At 73.0% G+C, this 16,807-nt stretch carries 18 protein-coding genes; 5 read left to right on the top strand and 13 right to left on the bottom strand.

The genetic code is table 11. The annotated features are described in order from the left end of the window. Position 1: 1 nt before the first annotated feature. From AB0M36_RS13000 to AB0M36_RS12970, 7 genes are read right to left on the bottom strand one after another with little or no spacing between them, the layout of a single operon-like run. Positions 2 to 1,399, bottom strand: a complete 1,398-nt coding sequence (locus tag AB0M36_RS13000) for a PfkB family carbohydrate kinase (RefSeq protein ID WP_364156003.1) — start codon at positions 1,397 to 1,399, stop codon at positions 2 to 4. After that, positions 1,396 to 2,010, bottom strand: a complete 615-nt coding sequence (locus AB0M36_RS12995; protein ID WP_364156000.1) for an SIS domain-containing protein — start codon at positions 2,008 to 2,010, stop codon at positions 1,396 to 1,398. The genes AB0M36_RS13000 and AB0M36_RS12995 overlap by 4 nt, the downstream gene beginning before the upstream one ends. After that, the gene (locus tag AB0M36_RS12990) at positions 2,010 to 3,236 is read right to left on the bottom strand and encodes a glycosyltransferase (RefSeq protein WP_364155997.1); all 1,227 of its coding nucleotides are present in this window, start codon (positions 3,234 to 3,236) and stop codon (positions 2,010 to 2,012) included. Before AB0M36_RS12990 ends, AB0M36_RS12995 begins: the two co-directional genes overlap by 1 nt. Continuing rightward, entirely contained in the window at positions 3,221 to 4,156 is a 936-nt protein-coding gene (locus AB0M36_RS12985; RefSeq protein ID WP_364155994.1) for a glycosyltransferase, read from the bottom strand. The genes AB0M36_RS12990 and AB0M36_RS12985 overlap by 16 nt, the downstream gene beginning before the upstream one ends. Beyond that, a complete protein-coding gene (locus AB0M36_RS12980) occupies positions 4,153 to 5,730 on the bottom strand; it encodes an HAD-IIIA family hydrolase (protein WP_364155991.1) in 1,578 nt (525 codons plus the stop codon). The genes AB0M36_RS12985 and AB0M36_RS12980 overlap by 4 nt, the downstream gene beginning before the upstream one ends. Continuing rightward, positions 5,727 to 6,725 (bottom strand): glycosyltransferase, encoded by a 999-nt coding sequence (locus AB0M36_RS12975; RefSeq protein ID WP_364155988.1) that lies wholly within the window; start codon positions 6,723 to 6,725, stop codon positions 5,727 to 5,729. The genes AB0M36_RS12980 and AB0M36_RS12975 overlap by 4 nt, the downstream gene beginning before the upstream one ends. Next, on the bottom strand, positions 6,722 to 8,365 hold the full coding sequence (locus AB0M36_RS12970; RefSeq protein WP_364155984.1) for a carbamoyltransferase C-terminal domain-containing protein: 1,644 nt from the start codon (positions 8,363 to 8,365) through the stop codon (positions 6,722 to 6,724). The genes AB0M36_RS12975 and AB0M36_RS12970 overlap by 4 nt, the downstream gene beginning before the upstream one ends. A gap of 141 nt (positions 8,366 to 8,506) precedes the next feature. On the opposite strand from AB0M36_RS12970, the gene AB0M36_RS12965 reads away from it, so the two are divergent. Beyond that, the gene (locus AB0M36_RS12965) at positions 8,507 to 9,904 is read left to right on the top strand and encodes an aldehyde dehydrogenase family protein (RefSeq protein WP_364155981.1); all 1,398 of its coding nucleotides are present in this window, start codon (positions 8,507 to 8,509) and stop codon (positions 9,902 to 9,904) included. 173 nt (positions 9,905 to 10,077) lie between these two features. On the opposite strand, the gene AB0M36_RS12960 is transcribed toward AB0M36_RS12965, so the two are convergent. Genes AB0M36_RS12960 through AB0M36_RS12950 form a run of 3 tightly spaced genes read right to left on the bottom strand, consistent with a single transcriptional unit; the run spans position 10,078 to position 11,977 of the window. After that, the gene (locus AB0M36_RS12960) at positions 10,078 to 10,716 is read right to left on the bottom strand and encodes a DUF3618 domain-containing protein (RefSeq protein WP_364155977.1); all 639 of its coding nucleotides are present in this window, start codon (positions 10,714 to 10,716) and stop codon (positions 10,078 to 10,080) included. Next, complete coding sequence (locus AB0M36_RS12955) at positions 10,692 to 11,114, bottom strand: phage holin family protein (protein ID WP_364155975.1); 423 nt, start codon at positions 11,112 to 11,114, stop codon at positions 10,692 to 10,694. The genes AB0M36_RS12960 and AB0M36_RS12955 overlap by 25 nt, the downstream gene beginning before the upstream one ends. Continuing rightward, positions 11,111 to 11,977: a hypothetical protein gene (locus AB0M36_RS12950; protein ID WP_364155972.1), complete on the bottom strand. Its 867-nt coding sequence runs from the start codon at positions 11,975 to 11,977 to the stop codon at positions 11,111 to 11,113. The genes AB0M36_RS12955 and AB0M36_RS12950 overlap by 4 nt, the downstream gene beginning before the upstream one ends. Before the next feature lie 317 nt (positions 11,978 to 12,294). On the opposite strand from AB0M36_RS12950, the gene AB0M36_RS12945 reads away from it, so the two are divergent. After that, positions 12,295 to 12,792, top strand: a complete 498-nt coding sequence (locus AB0M36_RS12945) for a hypothetical protein (RefSeq protein WP_364155969.1) — start codon at positions 12,295 to 12,297, stop codon at positions 12,790 to 12,792. Between the two features lie 10 nt (positions 12,793 to 12,802). Next, entirely contained in the window at positions 12,803 to 13,270 is a 468-nt protein-coding gene (locus AB0M36_RS12940) for a hypothetical protein (protein ID WP_364155966.1), read from the top strand. On the opposite strand, the gene AB0M36_RS12935 is transcribed toward AB0M36_RS12940, so the two are convergent. From AB0M36_RS12935 to AB0M36_RS12925, 3 genes are all read right to left on the bottom strand, one after another. Next, on the bottom strand, positions 13,246 to 13,743 hold the full coding sequence (locus AB0M36_RS12935) for an SRPBCC family protein (protein WP_364155963.1): 498 nt from the start codon (positions 13,741 to 13,743) through the stop codon (positions 13,246 to 13,248). The two genes, AB0M36_RS12940 and AB0M36_RS12935, sit on opposite strands and share 25 nt — an antisense overlap. Then, positions 13,740 to 14,102 (bottom strand): metalloregulator ArsR/SmtB family transcription factor, encoded by a 363-nt coding sequence (locus AB0M36_RS12930; RefSeq protein ID WP_364155961.1) that lies wholly within the window; start codon positions 14,100 to 14,102, stop codon positions 13,740 to 13,742. The genes AB0M36_RS12935 and AB0M36_RS12930 overlap by 4 nt, the downstream gene beginning before the upstream one ends. Positions 14,103 to 14,690: 588 nt before the next feature. Further along, positions 14,691 to 15,101 carry a tyrosinase family oxidase copper chaperone gene (locus AB0M36_RS12925; protein WP_364155958.1) on the bottom strand — a complete coding sequence of 137 codons (411 nt, stop codon included), beginning with the start codon at positions 15,099 to 15,101 and terminating at the stop codon, positions 14,691 to 14,693. Between the two features lie 329 nt (positions 15,102 to 15,430). Here AB0M36_RS12925 and AB0M36_RS12920 point away from each other — a divergent pair, with 329 nt between their 5' ends. Together AB0M36_RS12920 and AB0M36_RS12915 are read left to right on the top strand one after the other, a co-directional pair. Then, on the top strand, positions 15,431 to 15,877 hold the full coding sequence (locus AB0M36_RS12920; RefSeq protein WP_364155955.1) for a tyrosinase family oxidase copper chaperone: 447 nt from the start codon (positions 15,431 to 15,433) through the stop codon (positions 15,875 to 15,877). 54 nt (positions 15,878 to 15,931) lie between these two features. Continuing rightward, the gene (locus AB0M36_RS12915; protein WP_364155953.1) at positions 15,932 to 16,738 is read left to right on the top strand and encodes a tyrosinase family protein; all 807 of its coding nucleotides are present in this window, start codon (positions 15,932 to 15,934) and stop codon (positions 16,736 to 16,738) included. Positions 16,739 to 16,807: the final 69 nt, after the last annotated feature.

Raw genomic sequence — 16,807 nt, 5'->3', positions numbered from 1 at the left:
GTTACCTCCTGGTGGCGGCCTGTGCCGCGGCGATTGTTCCGGTGGTGGAGCGACCGTCGAGATAGGGCACGATCACGGTCTGGCCGCCCCAGCGGCGCATGAGCGCGGCCTCGGGCAGGTCGGGTCCGCCGTCGGCGTAATCGCCTCCCTTGACCCACACGTCGGGGCGCAGCCGGGTGAGCACCGCCTCGGGCGTCGGCTCGTCGAAGATCACGACGGCGTCGACGCAGTCGAGGGCGGCCAACAGCCGGGCCCGGTCGACCTCGGCGGTCAGCGGGCGCTCCGGCCCCTTCAACGCGGCAACGCTGCGGTCGGAGTTGAGGCAGACGACCAGGCAGTCGCCGAGCTTGCGGGCCGCCTTCAGGGTCGCCAGATGCCCGATGTGGAGCAGGTCGAAGCAGCCGCCGGTGGCCACGACCGTGCCGCCGCGCGCCCGGGTCTCGGCGACCAGCCGGCCCGCTTCCTCCGCGCCGATCCGCTCCCGGCGCTCGGGCTTGCGCGCGGGGGCCAGCGCCGTGGTGACACCGCCGGCGGCCACGTACGCGGTCGCGGCGGCGACGGCCTCCTGGACCGCCTCGGAAACGAGCGCGCCACGGGCGAGCGCGAGAGCGGCAGTGGCGGCGAACCGGTCCCCCGCGCCGCAGGTGTCCCCGTCCGCCTCGTCGGGGGCCGGCACCACCAGCGGCGTCGGCCCCTGGTGGCAGAGCACCGCGCCGGCCCGGCCGACGGTGACCGCCACCGCGCCGGCACGCCAGCGATGCCGCAGCCGCTGCCCGGCCCGCTGGACGGCGGCGAGCATCGGGCCGCCGCCGGCGTCGCCGGTCAGCGCGCGGACCTCGGACTCGTTCGGGGTCACCAGGCGCACGTTCGGCACCGGCGCGGCGCCGTGCGGGTGCGGGTCCCACACGATCGGCGCTGTGGTCTCCTCGAGCGCCCGTCGCAGGTCCGGCTGCCGGGTGAGGCCGCGGCCGTAGTCGCTGACCAGGACGGCGGTGGCGGCGCGGAGCACCTCGAGGGCGGCCTCGGGCGCGGCGCCGGGCGGTTCCGGCTCGCCGCCACGGTCGAGGCGCACGAGGACGTGGCCGCCGGCGCGCAGGCGGATCTTCTCCGGGGTGGCGCCGGGCAGCGGCAGCGCGTACACCGCGACGCCGGCGGCGGTGAGCAGCTCGGTGAGCCGGGCCGCGGCGGGGTCGTCGGCGAGGGCGGTGACCAGCGCGACGTCGTGGTCCCGGCCGGCGGCGAGCAGGGCGGCGAGGCCCGCACCGCCGGGGCGGTCGGCGACCGATTTCTCGTCGAGGACCGGGGCGGGCGCGTCCGGGGCGACCCGGCGTACGGCGCCGTCGATGTCGCGGTCGAGCAGGGTGTCGCCGACCACGACCAGTAGGGGCCGGCGACTCATGACACCAGCACCGCCTCGCGCCGGGCGCAGACCGCTTCGCCCAGGACCGCGGGCAGCGCCCGGTCGAGGTACTCGCACATCACGTGGACCGAGATGAGGTGCAGCTCCTGCACGACCTGCGAGTCGTCGGAGGGACAACACAGCGCCTCGTCGCAGGCCTCGGCGAGCGGGCTCGGCCCGTCGCCGACCAGGGCCCACGTGCGCACGCCCAGCTCGCGGGCGGCGTTCGCGGCCCGCACGAGATTGGGGCTGCGGCCGCTGGTCGACATCAGCACGAGCACGTCGCCGGGGCGGCCGTGCGCGCGCACCTGGCGGGCGAACACCTCGTCGTAGCCGTAGTCGTTGCTGATCGCGGTGACCGTCGAGGAGTCCGGGGTCAGGGCGATGGCCGACAGCGGCATCCGCTCGTCGCGCAGCCGTCCGACCAGCTCGGCGGCGAGATGCTGGGCCTCGGCCGCGCTGCCGCCGTTGCCGGCGACCAGCAGCCGCCCGCCGGTGCCGAGATGGTGGGCGAGCTGGGCGCCCCACCGGGCGAGCCGCCCGGCCGCCACGGCCCGGTACGGCCCCAGCGCCGCCGCCAGGCCGCGCACATGGGTGTCCAACGGATCCATCACACAACCGCCTCTCGGTGGGACTCCGTGCTGGTCAGGTGCGGGCCCGCGACGGACGCGTAGACCGCGGCGATCCGGGTGGCGACGCGCCGCCACGAGTAGGAACGCGCGGCGCGCTCGGCCGCGGCCGACGCGTACGAGACGCGGCGCACGTCGTCACCGAGCAGCCGGCGCAGGGCCAGGCCGAGCTCGCGGGGCTCGCGGGCCGGGACGAGGTCGCCGGTGACGCCGTCGACGACCGTGTCGGTCAGGCCGCCGACGGCGGTGCCGACGACCGGTACGCCGCACGCCATCGCCTCGAGCGGGGTGAGTCCGAACGGCTCGTACCAGGGCGCCGCGGCGAGCACGTCCGCGGAGCGGTACCAGCGCGGCATGTCCGCGGCGGCCACCGCCCCGGCCAGCCGGACCCGGTCGGCCACGCGGCACCGCTCGGCCAGCGCGCGCAGGCGGCGGGCGTACGGGTCGTCGTCGAGGCGGCCGTCGGGTGGTCCACCGACGATCACCAGCTCGGCGCCGGGAACCGCGGGCATGGCCCGGACGAGGTCCTCGTAGCCCTTGCGGGCGACCAGCCGCCCGACGGTCAGGACGCGCGGCCGGTCCGGGTCGCGGGGCTCGGCCGACCCGTCGGGGCGAAACAGCGTGGTGTCGACGCCGGAGGGCACCAGTGCCAGCTGGCCGCGCGGCACGCCCATCAGCCGCAGCTCGCGGACCTCGTCCCGGCACTGCGCGACGACCCGGTCGACGACGCGGCCGAGCTGACACTCGTAGGAGATCCGGTGCTCCGGGCTGGTGTCCGCGACGCCCTGATGGCGGCGCTTCACCGAGCCGAGCGCGTGGTAGGTGAGCACGACCGGCACGTCGCAGGCGCGGGCGGCGGTGACCGCCGCCAACCCGCTCATCCAGAAGTGCGCGTGCACCACGTCGGGCGACCAGGTGCCGCGCCAATCGGCGGCGATCCACTCGGCGAATTCGCCCATGTACGGCAGCAGGTCGTCCTTGGCCAGCGTCATCGCGGGCCCGGCAGGCACGTGCACCACGTCGAAGCCGTGCGTCCCGTCGACCGGCGGCGACGCCGGATCGTCACGGCGGGTGTAGACGCGGACCTCGTGACCCTGCTCGACCAGCGCGGCGGCCAGCGCGGCCACGTGGGCGTTCTGGCCGCCGGCGTCGACGCCGCCGAGGGCGGACAGCGGGCTGGCGTGCTCCGAGATCATCGCGATGCGCATGTTTCCTCTTCCAGCAGTCGGTCCCAGTCCGCGAGGAAGCGGTCGAGGCCGTAGCGGGCCAGGGCGACCTGGCGGGCGCGGGCGCCCATCCGGCGGGCCGCCTCCGGCTCGTCGATCAGCCACCGCGCCGCGTCGACCAGGGTGGCGACCCGGGTGGAGAGCACCCCCGCGTCGCCCGGCACGGCGGCGACGGCCTCGGTCGTGGCCAGGGCCAGGACCGGCATCCCGAGTTGCATGGCCTCGATCAGGCTCAACCCCAACGAGGTCCACCGGCACAGGTGCAGGTACGCGCGCCGCCGGGCGATCGCCTCGTGCATCCGCGCCTGCGGCGGGTCGTCGTACGCTGTGACGTTCTCGAACCGCAGGCCGGCGACGCCCATGCCGTACACGTCCAGGGGTGCGACCGCGGCGAACCGCGGCATCAGATCGGTGCCGGTGACCCGGTGGCGCCGCACCGGCTCGTTGGTGACGACCGCGAACCGCTCGAGCTCGCCGGTCCAGCGGGCGGCGGGTTCGACGATGCCGTGCTCGATCACCGTGGTGCGGGTGGCGCCGGTGTCCCAGAACAGCTCGTTGAAGTGGGTGACGTGGGCGACGACGAGGTCGTCGCGGTCGGCCATCGGGTGCCGCGAGTTCGGGACGTCGCCCTTGGGGGTGTTGTGCTCGACGTAGATCTTCGGCGCGCGCAGGTGTGCGACGCGCATCTGCTCCTCGGGGCGCTGCACCACGATCACGTCGATGTCGTCCGGCCGCAGGGCGCCCACGTCGATCTCCTCGACGGTGTCCGGCCAGTCGAAGGTGCGGGCCCGGCCGCGCCCCCACTCGTCGCGCCCGGCGTTGACCGGGACGAGGTAGCGGTGCTTGCCCTGGACGAACGACGTCGTCCAGGAGCCGTGCACGTGCCAGAGCAGAATGTTCACGCGGCGACCTCTTCCGTTCGCTTCTCCGGGCTCCGCACCCCGAGCAGCCGCAGCGCGGCGAGCACATCGGCGGGCCGGACGGTCGACAGGCAGGGATGCCCGGGGACGGGGCAGCGGGTGGCGCGGGTGTCCCGGCAGGCGGCGGCGGAATCGCCGAGGCGGACGTGAGGCACCCGGTAGGGCCCCCACTGGCCGAAGGGGACCGTCGGGGCGTAGAGGCTCACGACCGGGATGCCGACCGCGGCGGCGAGGTGGGCCGGCCCGGTGTTGGCCACGACGGCGCCGGCCGCGCCGGCGAGCAGGCCCGCGAGCCCGGCCATGGTGGTCGGTCCGGCGTCGGTGGCGGCGGCGCCGGCCACGAAGGCGGCGAGGTTCCGCTCCTCCGGCCCGCCGGTCACCAGAACCCGGTGCCCCTCCGCGGCGAGAGCGGCGACGACGGCCCGCATCGTCTCCGGCGGGCACGAGCGGGCCTCGACGGAGGCGCCGGGGTGCACCACGAGGTAGTCCCCGTCGTCACGGACCGGCCCGAGCGTGATCCGCAGTCCGCCGTCGTCGGTGTCGGGCAGGGCGAACCCCGCGGCGGCGGCGACCGAGCGCGCCCGTTCCGCCTCCGGGACACCCACGGGTACGCGGTGCCGCACGTCGAGCAGCGACCCGGGGTAGTCCTCGCTGATCGCGGTGATCCGGCCGACCCCGGCGGCGCGCAGCAGCAGGGCCAGTGGCAGCGCCGACTGGTGGAACGAGGTGAAGACGACGGCCTCCTCGGCGCCGGTCGCGGCGAGCCGATCGGTGAGGTCCCGGACGAAGGCCGCGTCGACGGCCCGCGGTTGTGGGTCGATCCAGGGCAGCCGGGCCTCGACGATCTCGTCGACGCCGGGCAGCAGTTCGGCGGCGGCCCGGCCGCGCGGGCCGCAGAGCAGCACGACACGCTCGGCGCCGGCCGCGACCGCGCGGATGCCCGGACCGGTCAGCAACACGTCACCGGCGGAGTCGGACCGCACGACCAGCACAGTGCCCGCCCGGGAGCGGCGGACGACCGGCGTCACCAGCGCCCGCCGTCGCAGGATCAGATCGGCGGCGGCCGTCAGGTCGTCGGTGACGGCGGGCGCGGCGGCGATCTCGGGTGCCAGCGTCACCTCGGTGGGCACCATGATGCCGGCGGCCCCGGCCGCGCCGGCGGCGACCATGTCCCGGCCGATGTCTCCGACGACGACACAGCGCTGCGCGACGGTGCCGAGGGCGGCCGCGGCGTCCTCGATCATCCCCGGCGCGGGCTTGCGGCAGCGGCAGAGCGCCGCGTCGTCGTGGGGGCAGATCCGCCATACGTCGAACGGTCCGAGCAGCTCCTCGACGCGCGCGTGGACGGCGTCGAGCTGCGCGGCGGTGAACCGTCCCCGGGCCAGCCCGGACTGGTTGGTGACGACGCCCAGCCGCAGCCCGGCGGTCCGCAGCCGGTCCAGGGCCTCCCGCGCGCCGGGCATCGGCCGCACCAGCGCGGGGTCCCCGTTGTAGGGCACGTCCACGATCAGCGTGCCGTCCCGGTCGAACAGCGCCGCGTCGTAGAGCCCGCTCACCGTGCGGACCCCAGTGGACGGGCGCCGCGCCAGCGGGCCCAGCCCCGCAGCCAGTGGACGGTGGCGACCGGTGGGATCGCCACGCTGGTCAACACCATCGTGGTGACTTCGCGGGCGGTGCGCGGTCCCGGCGCGATCCGGGCGGCGGCGAACTCCGCGGTGCCGGCGGCCCAGACCACCGCCGCGACGCCCGCGGCGACCGTCCAGGCACGGCGACCGGTGAGCAGGGCGGGGACGGTGACCGCCGCGGCGAGAGCCCCCGCGGCGGTCACCGCCAGGTGCCGACGGCGGCGTCCCGGCGGGATCTCGAGCCGGGTACGCCAGCCGCGGCCGTACAGGTGGTGCAGAAGGGCGTCGTCGGCGTTGCCGCGCTGCGTGCGTACGCTGACCCAGCGGTTCTCCGGACGCACCGGGTGGGTGACCGTCCGCGCTCCCCGGACCAGCCGGTAACCCGCCTGTCGCACCCGGTGGGCAAGCTCGGCGTCCTCGCGGAACGCCCGGGGCAGCCGCTCGTCGAAGCCACCGGCGGCGCCCAGCGCGGCACGCCGGTACGCCATGTCCGCGGTGATCCAGGCACCGTCGGCGAGCGCGGCGGTGACCCGCTCCCAGTCGGTGGGGCGGCGCCCGGTGGGCAGCGGCACCCGCAGGACGCCCTGCACTCCCCCGACGTCGGGGCCGGCGCCGGTCAGGTCGTCGTGCAGGCGGGTGAGCCAGTCCGGGTCCGGCACCACGTCGTCGTCGAGGAACGCCACCCACTTGTGGCGCGCCGCGTGCCAACCCACGTTGCGGGCGGCAGCGGGGCCGGCGGCGCGTCCGGTGAGGACCTCGCAGTCGACGCCGGGCGGCACCGGTAGCTCTCGCGTCGCGTCACGCCGGTCGTCGACGAGCAGGAATTCCACCGTCCCGCGCGCCGGCTCACCCGCGGCCAGCGCTCCCAGCAGGGCCGTCAGACTGGGCCGTCCCAGGGTGGGCACCACCACCGAGACGCCGGTCATCGACCGTCCTCGAACGCCCGGGCGCGGTGCACGGCGAACGGGCCGAGGGCGAGCAGGTCGACGGGTGCGGAGCCGAACAACTCCATCGCCTCGCGCGGGGTGTCCACCATCGGCCGCCCCGCGGTGTTGAGCGAGGTGTTGACCACCACCGGCAGGCCGGTGCGGCGCTCGAACTCGGCCAGCATCTCCGCGACCACCGGCTCGGTGTCGGTGTGGACGGTCTGCACGCGCGCGGTGCCGTCGACGTGGGTAACCGCCGGGATACGGTCCCTCCACTCCGGCTTCACCCGGTGCACGAAGAGCATGTACGGGCTGGGACAGACCCCGTCGAAGATGTCGGCGAAGCGCTCGGCGCGCACCATCGGCGCGATCGGGCGGAACTGTTCGCGGCCCTTGATGTCGTTCATCCGGGTCTGGGTGTGGGCGTCGCCGGGGTGGGCGAGCAGCGAGCGGTGCCCCAGCGCGCGCGGGCCGTACTCGCCGCGACCCTGGTGCCAGGCCACGATGCCGTTGGCGGCGAGGACCCGCGCGGCCTCGGCGGCGATCGACCGCGGCCGGGTGTAGGGCAGCGCCGCCCGCTTCAGCTCGGCCTCCAGGTCCTCGTCGCTCCAGCCGCGGCCAAGGTCGGCGCCGGTGAACGCGGCGATCGGGCCGTCGTCGCGGGCCACCGCGCACGCGGCGCCGAGGGCGGTGCCGGAGTCGCCGGCGGCGGGCTGCACCCAGACCCGGTCGAACGGGCCCTCGGCGGCGATGCGCGCGTTGGCCACGCAGTTCAGCGCGGTGCCCCCGGCCATGGTCAGCGTCCGGAGGCCGCCGGACGCCTCGTACGTCCAGCGGGCCAGGTCGAGCAGCACCTCTTCCAGCCGCGCCTGGACGCTCGACGCGAGGTCTTTGTGTGCCTCGGTCATCTCGCCCTCGGCCGTACGCGCCTTGGCCAGCGCACCCCAGTCGATGCGCTCGACCGTGAAGCCGCCGTCGTCGTTCGCGTGCACCCACTCGCGGAACAGGTCGAGGTACCTCGGGCGGCCGTACGAGGCAAGCGCCATCACCTTGTATTCGTCGGACGAGTGCAGGAAGCCGAGGTGGCGGGTGAGGTCCTCGTAGAGCAGGCCCAGCGAGTGCGGCAGTTCCTGGCTCGCGTACGTGGTGAGCCGCCCGTCGCGGTAGGCACCGGCGAGGTGGCTGGCGACCTCGCCGCGTCCGTCGAGAACCAGCACCGCGCTGTCCTCGGCGATGGACAGTCCCGCCGAGGCGGCGTGCGCGACATGGTGCGCCACGAAGCGGACCTGCTCCGGGTCGAGACCCGGCAGCGCCGCGGCGAGGAACTGCGGCGCCCGGCGGGCGTAGTCGACGCGAAGGTGGTCCCACGGGTCGCTGAGCCCGAGGCTCGTGGCGTCACGGGTCAGCCCCGGGTCGAAGGAGTAGGCGACGGCGTCGAGGTCGCCCGGCCTCAACCCGGCCTCTTCCAGGCACCAGGCGGCCGACAGCTCCGGAAGCTCCCAGGCCGCGAACGGTACGGGCCGCTTGCCGTGCTTGCGACGGCTGAAGCGCTCCTCCTCCGCCGCCGCGACGACCCGACCGTCCACGATCAAGGCAGCGGCCGGATCGTGGAAGATCGCGTTGATTCCCAGGACACGCATGGGCCGCCGGGTACCCCGGTCCTTGCGACTTACTCACATGATCAACGACTTCTTCGAAACTTCATATGCGAGCGCTGAGCTGCACTGATCTGGCGTCGGCGCGCACGTTTGGAGCATCGGGGCCTGGGCATCCCGGCGCCCATGAACCTCGAGCAGCTCATCGGTGGCACCTGGGGTCCCGGAAGCGGAACACGCACTCTGACCGTCCTCGATCCAGCGACCGGCGAGCCGGTCACCACCGTGCCGGTCGCCTCCAAGGCCGACGTCGGCGCGGCGGTGAAGGCCGCGCGCGACACCGCGCCGACCTGGGCGCGTACGGCACCGGCGGCACGGGCGGCGGCACTGCACGCCGCGGCGAACGCGGTGGAGGCGGCGACCGATGGGCTCGCGCGCCTCATGACGGCCGAGATGGGCAAACCCACCGGCGACGCCAGGGACTCGATCGGTGCGGGTGTCGGCACCCTGCGCCAGTACGCCGAGCTCGGCCCGACCCACCGTGGCCGCGCCCTGGCCGGCAACGACGACGCGATCGACCTGATGGCGTACGGCCCGCGCGGCGTCGTCGCCGCCGTCACCCCCTGGAACGACCCGGTGGCGGTCTCCTGCGGGCTGCTGGGCGCCGCCCTGGTCACCGGCAACACCGTGATCTACAAGCCGAGCGAGCGCACCCCGGCGACGGGCTGGCGGCTGGCGCGGCTGCTCGCCCCGCACTTCCCGGACGGGGTTCTCTCCCTGCTCAACGGCGACGGGCCCGTCGGTGCGGCGCTCGCCGCCACGGCCGTGGACGTGGTCGCGCACGTCGGCTCCACCGCGACGGGCCGGGCGATCGCCGCGGCATGCGCCCGCACGGGCGCGAAGGCGCTGCTGGAGAACGGCGGCAACGATCCGCTCGTCGTGGACGCCGATGTGGACCCAGGATGGGCGGCACGGCAGGCCGCGCTGGGCGCGTTCGCCAACTCCGGGCAGATCTGCGTGGCGGTCGAGCGGATCTACGCGCACCGGGACGTGGCCGCGCCGTTCCTGGCGGCGCTGACCGCCGAGGCGAACCGGTGGACCATCGGCCCCCTGGTCGACACCCGGCTGCGCGAGGCGGTGCACGCGCGGGTCAGCGAGGCCGTCGCGGCGGGCGCGCGGGTGCTCGCCGGCGGCGAGGTGCCCGAGGGGCCGGGTGCGTACTACCCGCCGACCGTTCTCGCCGACTGCACCGACGACATGGCCGTCGTGCGGGAGGAGACGTTCGGCCCGGTCGCGCCGGTGGTCGCCGTGGACTCGTTCGCCGAGGCGCTGGCGCGCTCGGCGGACTCGCCGTACGGGCTGGCCGCGACCGTGCTGACCGGCTCGATGAACCACGCCCAGCGCGCCTGGCGCGAACTGCCCGCGGGAACGGTGAAGGTGAACGCGGTCTTCGGCGGTGCCCCGGGCGGTGCCGCGCATCCGCGTCGCGGCAGCGGGCAGGGATTCGGGTACGGACCGGAGCTGCTCGACGAGCTGACGGTGACCAAGGCGGTCCACATCGAGGCACCGCCCGGCGGTTGGTGAGCCGGGTCAGGCGCCGGCCCAGGGGTGGTCGTGGTCGCTGAACTCGACGAAGTCGAACCCGGCACGCTCGGCGGCGACCGCAGCTTGTGACCGATCTTCATGTCGCTCCCTCGCGTGCCGCTTCCTGCCAGGCGGGTGCCCCGGCAGGAAGCGGCATACGCGGAGGAGACGCCTCAGGAACGGGCGTCGGCGACGGCCTGCCTGCTCTGCTCCTTGGCATCCTGCGCCGAGGAACGCGCCTGGTCCTTGGTCGTCTGCGCGGCGTCGGCGGCGGTCTCCTTGAGCTGCCCGGCGGCCTGCTGCACCGTGCCGGTGACCTCGTCCTTGAGCTCCGTGGCGACCTCCTTGACCCGGTCGGTCAGGTCGCCGCTGTGCTCCTTGAGCTGCTCGCCGGCGCGTTTCTCGGCCTCGGAGACCGGGATCAGCGTGGCCGCCAGCATGCCCACGCCGAAGGCGATGATCCCGGCCGCGAGGGGGTTGCCCTGGGTCTGCTGCGCCACCGCGTGCGGCGCGCCCTTGACCGCGTCGGCGACGTCGTGCGCTTTCTCGCCGGCCCGGTCGCTCAGCTCCGAGGCCTTGTCGCCCAGCTGCGACGCTTTGTCCTGCATCGTGCCCGCCGCCGTGTGCGCGGCACCGGACGTGCTGTGGCGGGCCTGCTCGGTGGTACCCATGACCTTCTCCTTCACCGCGGTCCAGCGGCGCCGGGCCACCTGCCTCGGGCTCGTCTTCTCCGCCAGCAGATCCACGTCGCGCGTCAGCGAGGCCCGCGTCGCCTCGATCTCCTGCCTCAGCCGGTCGGGTTCTTCAGCCATTGCGCGTCCTCCTTGAGGGTGTCGACGGTGCGGCGGGGCATGGGATCGACGGTCTTGAGCTGCTTGCGTCCGGTGACGTAGAGGACCGCGCCCGCGACGCCCCAGAGGACGGCGACGATGAGGGCGGCCCAGCCCAGATCCATCACGTTGCCCAGCCCGAAGACGAGGGCCAGGCTCAGCAGCACCACCGCGAGGTATCCCGCGAACCCGGCACCGCCGAGCATGCCGGCGGCCTTGCCCGCCTTGGCGGCCTCCTGCTTGAGCTCGGCCTTCGCCAGCTCCACCTCCTGGCGGAAAAGCTGGGACAGGTCGTCGCTGATGTTGCCGATCAGTTCGCCGACGGAGGTCGCGGAGACCTCCTCGGCCCGGTCATGGTCGGTCGGGTACGGGACGGTCATCGGATGCCGCCCGGATACTCCTCGTCCACCACGACGGGCTTGCCCGTGCCGGTGGAGGCGTACTCGGTGCCGGCCGCCGGGTACCCGCCGGTGGTGGTGCCGGCCGGGTCGGTGTATCCGGCCGGGTCGGTGTACCTCGTGGCCGCGCTCGGCGCGGCGGTCGTGCCGGCCGGTCCGGTGCCGTAGCTGGTGCCGTAGGTGCCGCCCGTGCCGGAGACGAAGGCGTCCGTCCGCGGCTTGTCGGCGTCGTCGGCGCGTCCGGTCTCACTCGAGGCCGGCTCGTCCGCCTTCAGGACGCCCTTGCCGAGCCGCCCGGCCACGAAGCCGGCGGCCAGCGCCGTGGCGAGGAACGCGCCGGGGCGGCGGCGGGCGAAGTCGGTGACCTCGCGAAGGACGCCCTCGGGCCCGTTGCGGTCCAGGTAGTCGGCCATCTGCCGGCCACCGTCGGCGATCCGGGAGACGACCGCCGCGGCCGGCGACTCCTGCCGGTCACCCCGCATCTCGTCGAGCTGGTCGGCGGCTTGTCGCAGACCGCCGACGAGCTTGTCGTTCTGGTTACGGGCCTGGCTGCCGACCCGGTCTCGCACGTCGGAGGCGACAGTGCGCATCTGGGTCTTCGCCTCGGCGCCGACCCGCTGGGCCTGCTCCTTGGCGGTGTCCCGCACCTCGCCGACGGCGTGGCCCGCGGCGTGCGCGCTCTCCCCCGCCGCCTGCTTGACCTGCTCCTTGGTTCCCTCGTCTGAGTGAGCGCCCTGCGGCGTCTGGTTCGCGGGGTAGGTCGAGACGGCCGGCTGGACCGGCACCTCGCCGTAGCCCGCGGTGGTGGCGTCCGGTGCGCGGACTCCCGAAGCGGGGTCACTCATCGCTACCTCCATCATGGTTCGTCCGTTGCTGCGTCGCCCCCTTCGCTACCCGCTGGACGAGGTTTCCGAACATAGTTGTCATTGCACAATGAACGGAATTCTCCCTGCATAGATCGCCTCTTCCGGGGTATCCGGGGCGGTTCGGCGCCGCAGCGGCCGCGGGTCGCCCCCGCGCGGCCCGACTACACCGGGTGATCACGGTGAGTATCGCGCCCGAACGAGTGTCGGCAATGGACGCGGCCAAAAACCGACGATCCCGGTGCTTACGATCGGCAGCGACGGTCGCATCGCCGGCGAATGGGCGGGGACACCACACGATGGCACGGCATGGGCGGCGCAAGGGCCGGTTCGATCCGCGTCGGGCGCTGCGGTTCGCGCCGCTCGAGGTGGCGATCGGCGTCGCCGGCCTTGTTCTCGTCCTCGCCGGGCTCGTCGCCGACGAGTACAGGAGCAGGGCGATCACCGACCTGATCGAAAACGGGCGACCGGTCGAGGCCAAGGTCACCGCGGTCAGCTGGCTCACCAGGCTGCGGTTCAGCACCTCCGCCGACCTCACCTATGCCGTCGGCGGGATCAGCTACCACCGCACGATCCACTACCCGCGGCACCGGAAGCTGACCACCTACTCCGGCCTGACGATCTTCACGGATCCCGACGATCCCACGGTCTTCACCGTGGCGAACCAGGAGAACACCGGCACCTCGACCGGCCTGTGGCTTCTCAACATCGGCGGTCCCGTTCTGGCCGTCGGTGCCGTCGCCCTCTTTCTCGTCCTCTACAAGCACCAGTGGCGCTTCGACGATGACGACGACTAGGGCGTTTCCCTTGCCCGATAGCCCGCCCGTTCGGGTCAGCGGCCCGCACCACACTCCGCATACCCGGTCGGCCAACCCCGCGGCCGAACCGCTGGTCGCGGCGCTGGCGGCGCTGGCGGCACTGGCGATCCAGGGCGACACAAGCTGGCCGCAGCGCACCGGCCAGGTCGATACCTACCGCGACGCACTGTCCGACTGGTTCGTGGACGACAGCACCCGTGAGTTCCGGTTCACCGAACTCACCCGCCCGGACGCCGCCGCCGGCATGGGCATCACCTGGTTCCAGGAGACCGGCGTCAGGTTGCTCAACCCACACAGCGACGGAATCCCCGGCACCGAGTACTACCGTTACGACGAAGTCACCGGCCAGTATCTGTACGCGGCAGGCAAGGACAGCTCGGACTGGGCGACCGACGAGGCGCGCCGCTACTCCGAGCCCGCCCACGACGACGCCTACGGCATGCGCAGCGCTTCGTAGTAGGGCTTCATCGCCGGGTAGTAGTCGTCGAAGGTCGGCGTGGGCGAGCCGTCCCGCGCCGCCACCAGCATGTCGAGGTAGAACTCCCAGCCGGGGCCCATCTCGCCGACCGCGTCCGTGGTGTCGAGGTGGTGAACGAGCTGCAGCTCCGTCCGGCCGTCGGCGTACGACAGCAGCAGCTCGATGCGCCAGCTGCCGGACTCGTCGCTCGTCGACACGGCCAGGCGCCGCGGCGGTTCGCACGCGTCGATCCGTACGTCGAACCAGGGTTTCTGATCCTCGTAGGCCATCTGCATCTTGATCGTGCGGCCGGGCCCGGCATCGCCCTCCCACGGTCCGAACCACCGGGCGGTGCGATCGGATTCGGTCACACTGGCCCACACGTCCTCGATGGGCGCCCGGAAGGTGCGACTCACGACAAGATCATGGCCGTCGGTGGTGGGCAAGAGCCGGCCGATCGGAGAGTTGGTCATGCGGTGTTCTCCTGTCGTTGATCCGTCGAGCCGCGCACCCGGCGCTCGCGACGGGTGCGATAGACCTCGGTCTCCAGGGCGTCGAGCCGTCGCTGCCAGCCGTCCGAGCGGGCGAACTGACCCAGCCACGCGACGAGATCGGTGAACCGCGACGCGTCGAGCTCGTAGATGCGTTGCCGGCCGGCGAGCGTGTCACGGACGAGGCCGCTCTCCCGCAGCACCCGCAGATGCCGGCTGACGGCGGGCCGGCTGATCGCGAACCGGTCGGCGATCTCCCCGGCGGCGAGCCGCCGCTCCCGCAACATCACCAGGATCTCCCGGCGCACGGGGTCGGCTATCGCCGCGGCCACATCGTCCACCGGGAAAGCGTAACCATCGGGTTACCTGTCTGGCAAGCCTCCGGGCAGGTGGCGGGTCGACCCGCCACCTGCCCGCCTCGTCATCACGCGTCGCCCCGCCTCGTCCCGCCTCGCCTCGTCCCACCTCGCGTCGCCCGCCCGCACCCCGCCGCGCCCGCCGCGCCCCGCGTCACCCCTGACCGCGTCGCCACGCCCCGCGTCACCCCGCCCCGCGTCACCCCGCCCCGCGTCACCCCGCCCCGCGTCGCCACGCCCCGCGTCGCCACGCCCCGCGTCACCCCGCCCCGTGTCGCCCGTCGCCCCGCCCCGCGTCGCTTCGCCCCGCCAGCGTGCCCACCGCGCTCCGCGTCCACGATCCGCCGCGACGTCCTCGATTGCGGCCACCAGGAGCCGAGTTTCCCCGCCCACGACGGCAGCCGGCGGCCGCCCGAAGGACGACCGCCGGCTGCACCACCGTCGGATGGAAGGCCTCTATCTCTCCCTGGGAGAGCGGTCAGCTCTCCCGGGAAAGACCGGTCAGCTCTCCTTGGGGAAGACCGGTCAGCTCTCCTTGGGGAAGACCGGTCAGCTCTCCTTGGGGAAGACCGGTCAGCTTTCTACGGGGAGACCGGTGACGAACTCGGGGCAGTGCGCGACCGGGTCCGCGGGCGGGAGCAGGTCGGCGTCGCCGAGGACGTCCACCGAGGCCTTGGTGATGCCCTCGACCCCGCGCTCCTGTTCGTACGCCTGCAGCGCGCTCAGATACTGGTTGCGGCCGAGGGGGTAGAGCACCAGCTGCACGCCGCCGATGTAGGCGCAGGCCGACTCGTTGTGGCCCCACCCCATGATGTGGTGGCCACGGTAGAGCTGCTGGAAGAATCCGGCCCGGAGGGCGACGGCCGACGCGGCGTCGACCTGCTCGACCGGATGCGCCACGGGGGCCGCGGCGGCGGGTCCGGCGGTGGTGATGAGACCGGCGGCGGCCGTCAGTGCGGCCGCCAGGGTGGCAGTCACTCGCATGAAAACTCCTCAGTTTCTTTCCTGTTTCCGCCCGGGTGCGGCAGACCCATCGTCCACCGTGCAGTGACGGATGTCGATCCCCGCTGGCCAACCCGCCATTCGTCGGGGCGCCCGCCCGGCGGCGCCCGACCATTGATGCTCCGCAATGGCTAAAGGGCTCGTTATCTGCCACGTCCGTCCCATTGCGAGCCCCTTCCGTCGCCAGTAGCTTTTTCCTGTTACCGCGGCCGAGAGAATGCCGCGACGACATTCCTGACCATGCACCGGCCACGGTGTCAGGCAACCACGAGATGCCCGCATCGTATGGCTTTCTTCCAGAAGAGGATTCTATGGCCGACCTGAACCGTCGTGACGTCATGCGCTACGGCGCAGCCGGAGTGGTGGCCGTCGCCACCGTCGGGATGGGCATGCAGACCATCACCGCGGCACGCTCCGACGCGGCCCCGCAGAGCCCCGCCGCCCCGGACTCTCGCGACTTCGACGAGGTCTACAAAGGCAAGAAGATCAAGGGCGTCCACAACTCCAACGGCAAGCATGAGCTGCGCATCAACAACAAGAAGCTGGCACTGACCGCAATCGACACATTGTTCGTACCGGAGGACGGGTCCGCACCGCACGTGGGAGTCGGGTACATCAGCGCCGTCAACCACTACGACCCGATGGAGATCGACGCCGACGCCAACAAGGACGGCCTCAAGAAGCTGGCCAAGAAGACCGTCGACACCCTGGGTGACCTCGAGCTGAGCGACGAGGCGGCGCAGGAACACCGCCACTGACCACGGCGTCCGCGCGCCCCGACCTCTCTCCCGCACCTGAAAGGTAACTGAACAATGGCTGTCGTACGTAAGAGCGTCGCCGCTTTGACCACCGCGGAAAAGACCGCGTTCATCAACGCTCTGCGCCAATTCAAGACGACGTCCGCCAACGGACGAAATTACAATTGGTACATCGATCAGCACATCTCGTTCTTCGCCCGCACCACGGACAACATCAGCCACGCGCACCAGTCGCCGTCGTTCTTCCCCTGGCACCGCGAGTACCTGCGGCTGCTGGAGCTCGACCTGCAGACGGTCAGTGGCAACCCGAACATCTTCATCCCGTACTGGGACTGGACCGGCACCGCCACGCCGTTCACCGCCGACTTCCTCGGCGCGATCACCAGCGGCAGTGTCTCGAGCGGCAACTTCAGCCCCGCCTGGGGCTGGTCGCTCTACCGCAGCAGCATCGCCACATCGTTCCTGCAGCGCCGGCTCGGCCAGAACGCTACCCGTCCCACCGCCACGACGGTGAGCACGGTGCAGAGCTACACGGTCTACGACCAGTTCCCGTGGAACTCGACCGTGAGCAACAGCTACCGCAACCGCAACGAGATCGACCTGCACAACCGCGTTCACAACTACGTGGGTGGCCACATGGGCACCCGCGAGGCACCCAACGACCCGGTCTTCTGGCTGCACCACTGCAACGTCGACCGGCTCTGGTGGCAGTGGCAGCGCAGCCGCGGCATCGACACCTACCAGCCCCGAACCGGAACCACCGGCGTCACCGACAACACCGAAACGATGCGCCCGTTCGCCATCGGCAGAACACCGTCGGCGGTGCGCGACATCAGCACCCTCAACTACAGCTACGCCTGAGTCCCGACCTGAGGCGACACCGCCCGGCACCTGAGTGCCGGGCGGCCTCTCCGACGCCCAGCGCACGGT

The sequence above is a fragment of the Actinoplanes sp. NPDC051346 genome (assembly GCF_040682215.1).
GTDB lineage: Bacteria > Actinomycetota > Actinomycetes > Mycobacteriales > Micromonosporaceae > Actinoplanes.
Note: the sequence above shows the minus strand (reverse complement) of the source record. Positions and strands in the feature narration are given on the sequence as shown.

What these genes read in the sequence shown, in the direction of transcription:
- AB0M36_RS13000 (WP_364156003.1), bottom strand. Translation starts at nt 1,399, where the DNA reads ATGAGTCGCCGGCCCCTACTGGTCGTGGTCGGCGACACCCTGCTCGAC.
- AB0M36_RS12995 (WP_364156000.1), bottom strand. Translation starts at nt 2,010, where the DNA reads ATGGATCCGTTGGACACCCATGTGCGCGGCCTGGCGGCGGCGCTGGGG.
- AB0M36_RS12990 (WP_364155997.1), bottom strand. Translation starts at nt 3,236, where the DNA reads ATGCGCATCGCGATGATCTCGGAGCACGCCAGCCCGCTGTCCGCCCTC.
- AB0M36_RS12975 (WP_364155988.1), bottom strand. Translation starts at nt 6,725, where the DNA reads ATGACCGGCGTCTCGGTGGTGGTGCCCACCCTGGGACGGCCCAGTCTG.
- AB0M36_RS12970 (WP_364155984.1), bottom strand. Translation starts at nt 8,365, where the DNA reads ATGCGTGTCCTGGGAATCAACGCGATCTTCCACGATCCGGCCGCTGCC.
- AB0M36_RS12965 (WP_364155981.1), top strand. Translation starts at nt 8,507, where the DNA reads ATGAACCTCGAGCAGCTCATCGGTGGCACCTGGGGTCCCGGAAGCGGA.
- AB0M36_RS12960 (WP_364155977.1), bottom strand. Translation starts at nt 10,716, where the DNA reads ATGGCTGAAGAACCCGACCGGCTGAGGCAGGAGATCGAGGCGACGCGG.
- AB0M36_RS12955 (WP_364155975.1), bottom strand. Translation starts at nt 11,114, where the DNA reads ATGACCGTCCCGTACCCGACCGACCATGACCGGGCCGAGGAGGTCTCC.
- AB0M36_RS12950 (WP_364155972.1), bottom strand. Translation starts at nt 11,977, where the DNA reads ATGAGTGACCCCGCTTCGGGAGTCCGCGCACCGGACGCCACCACCGCG.
- AB0M36_RS12945 (WP_364155969.1), top strand. Translation starts at nt 12,295, where the DNA reads ATGGCACGGCATGGGCGGCGCAAGGGCCGGTTCGATCCGCGTCGGGCG.
- AB0M36_RS12935 (WP_364155963.1), bottom strand. Translation starts at nt 13,743, where the DNA reads ATGACCAACTCTCCGATCGGCCGGCTCTTGCCCACCACCGACGGCCAT.
- AB0M36_RS12925 (WP_364155958.1), bottom strand. Translation starts at nt 15,101, where the DNA reads ATGCGAGTGACTGCCACCCTGGCGGCCGCACTGACGGCCGCCGCCGGT.
- AB0M36_RS12920 (WP_364155955.1), top strand. Translation starts at nt 15,431, where the DNA reads ATGGCCGACCTGAACCGTCGTGACGTCATGCGCTACGGCGCAGCCGGA.
- AB0M36_RS12915 (WP_364155953.1), top strand. Translation starts at nt 15,932, where the DNA reads ATGGCTGTCGTACGTAAGAGCGTCGCCGCTTTGACCACCGCGGAAAAG.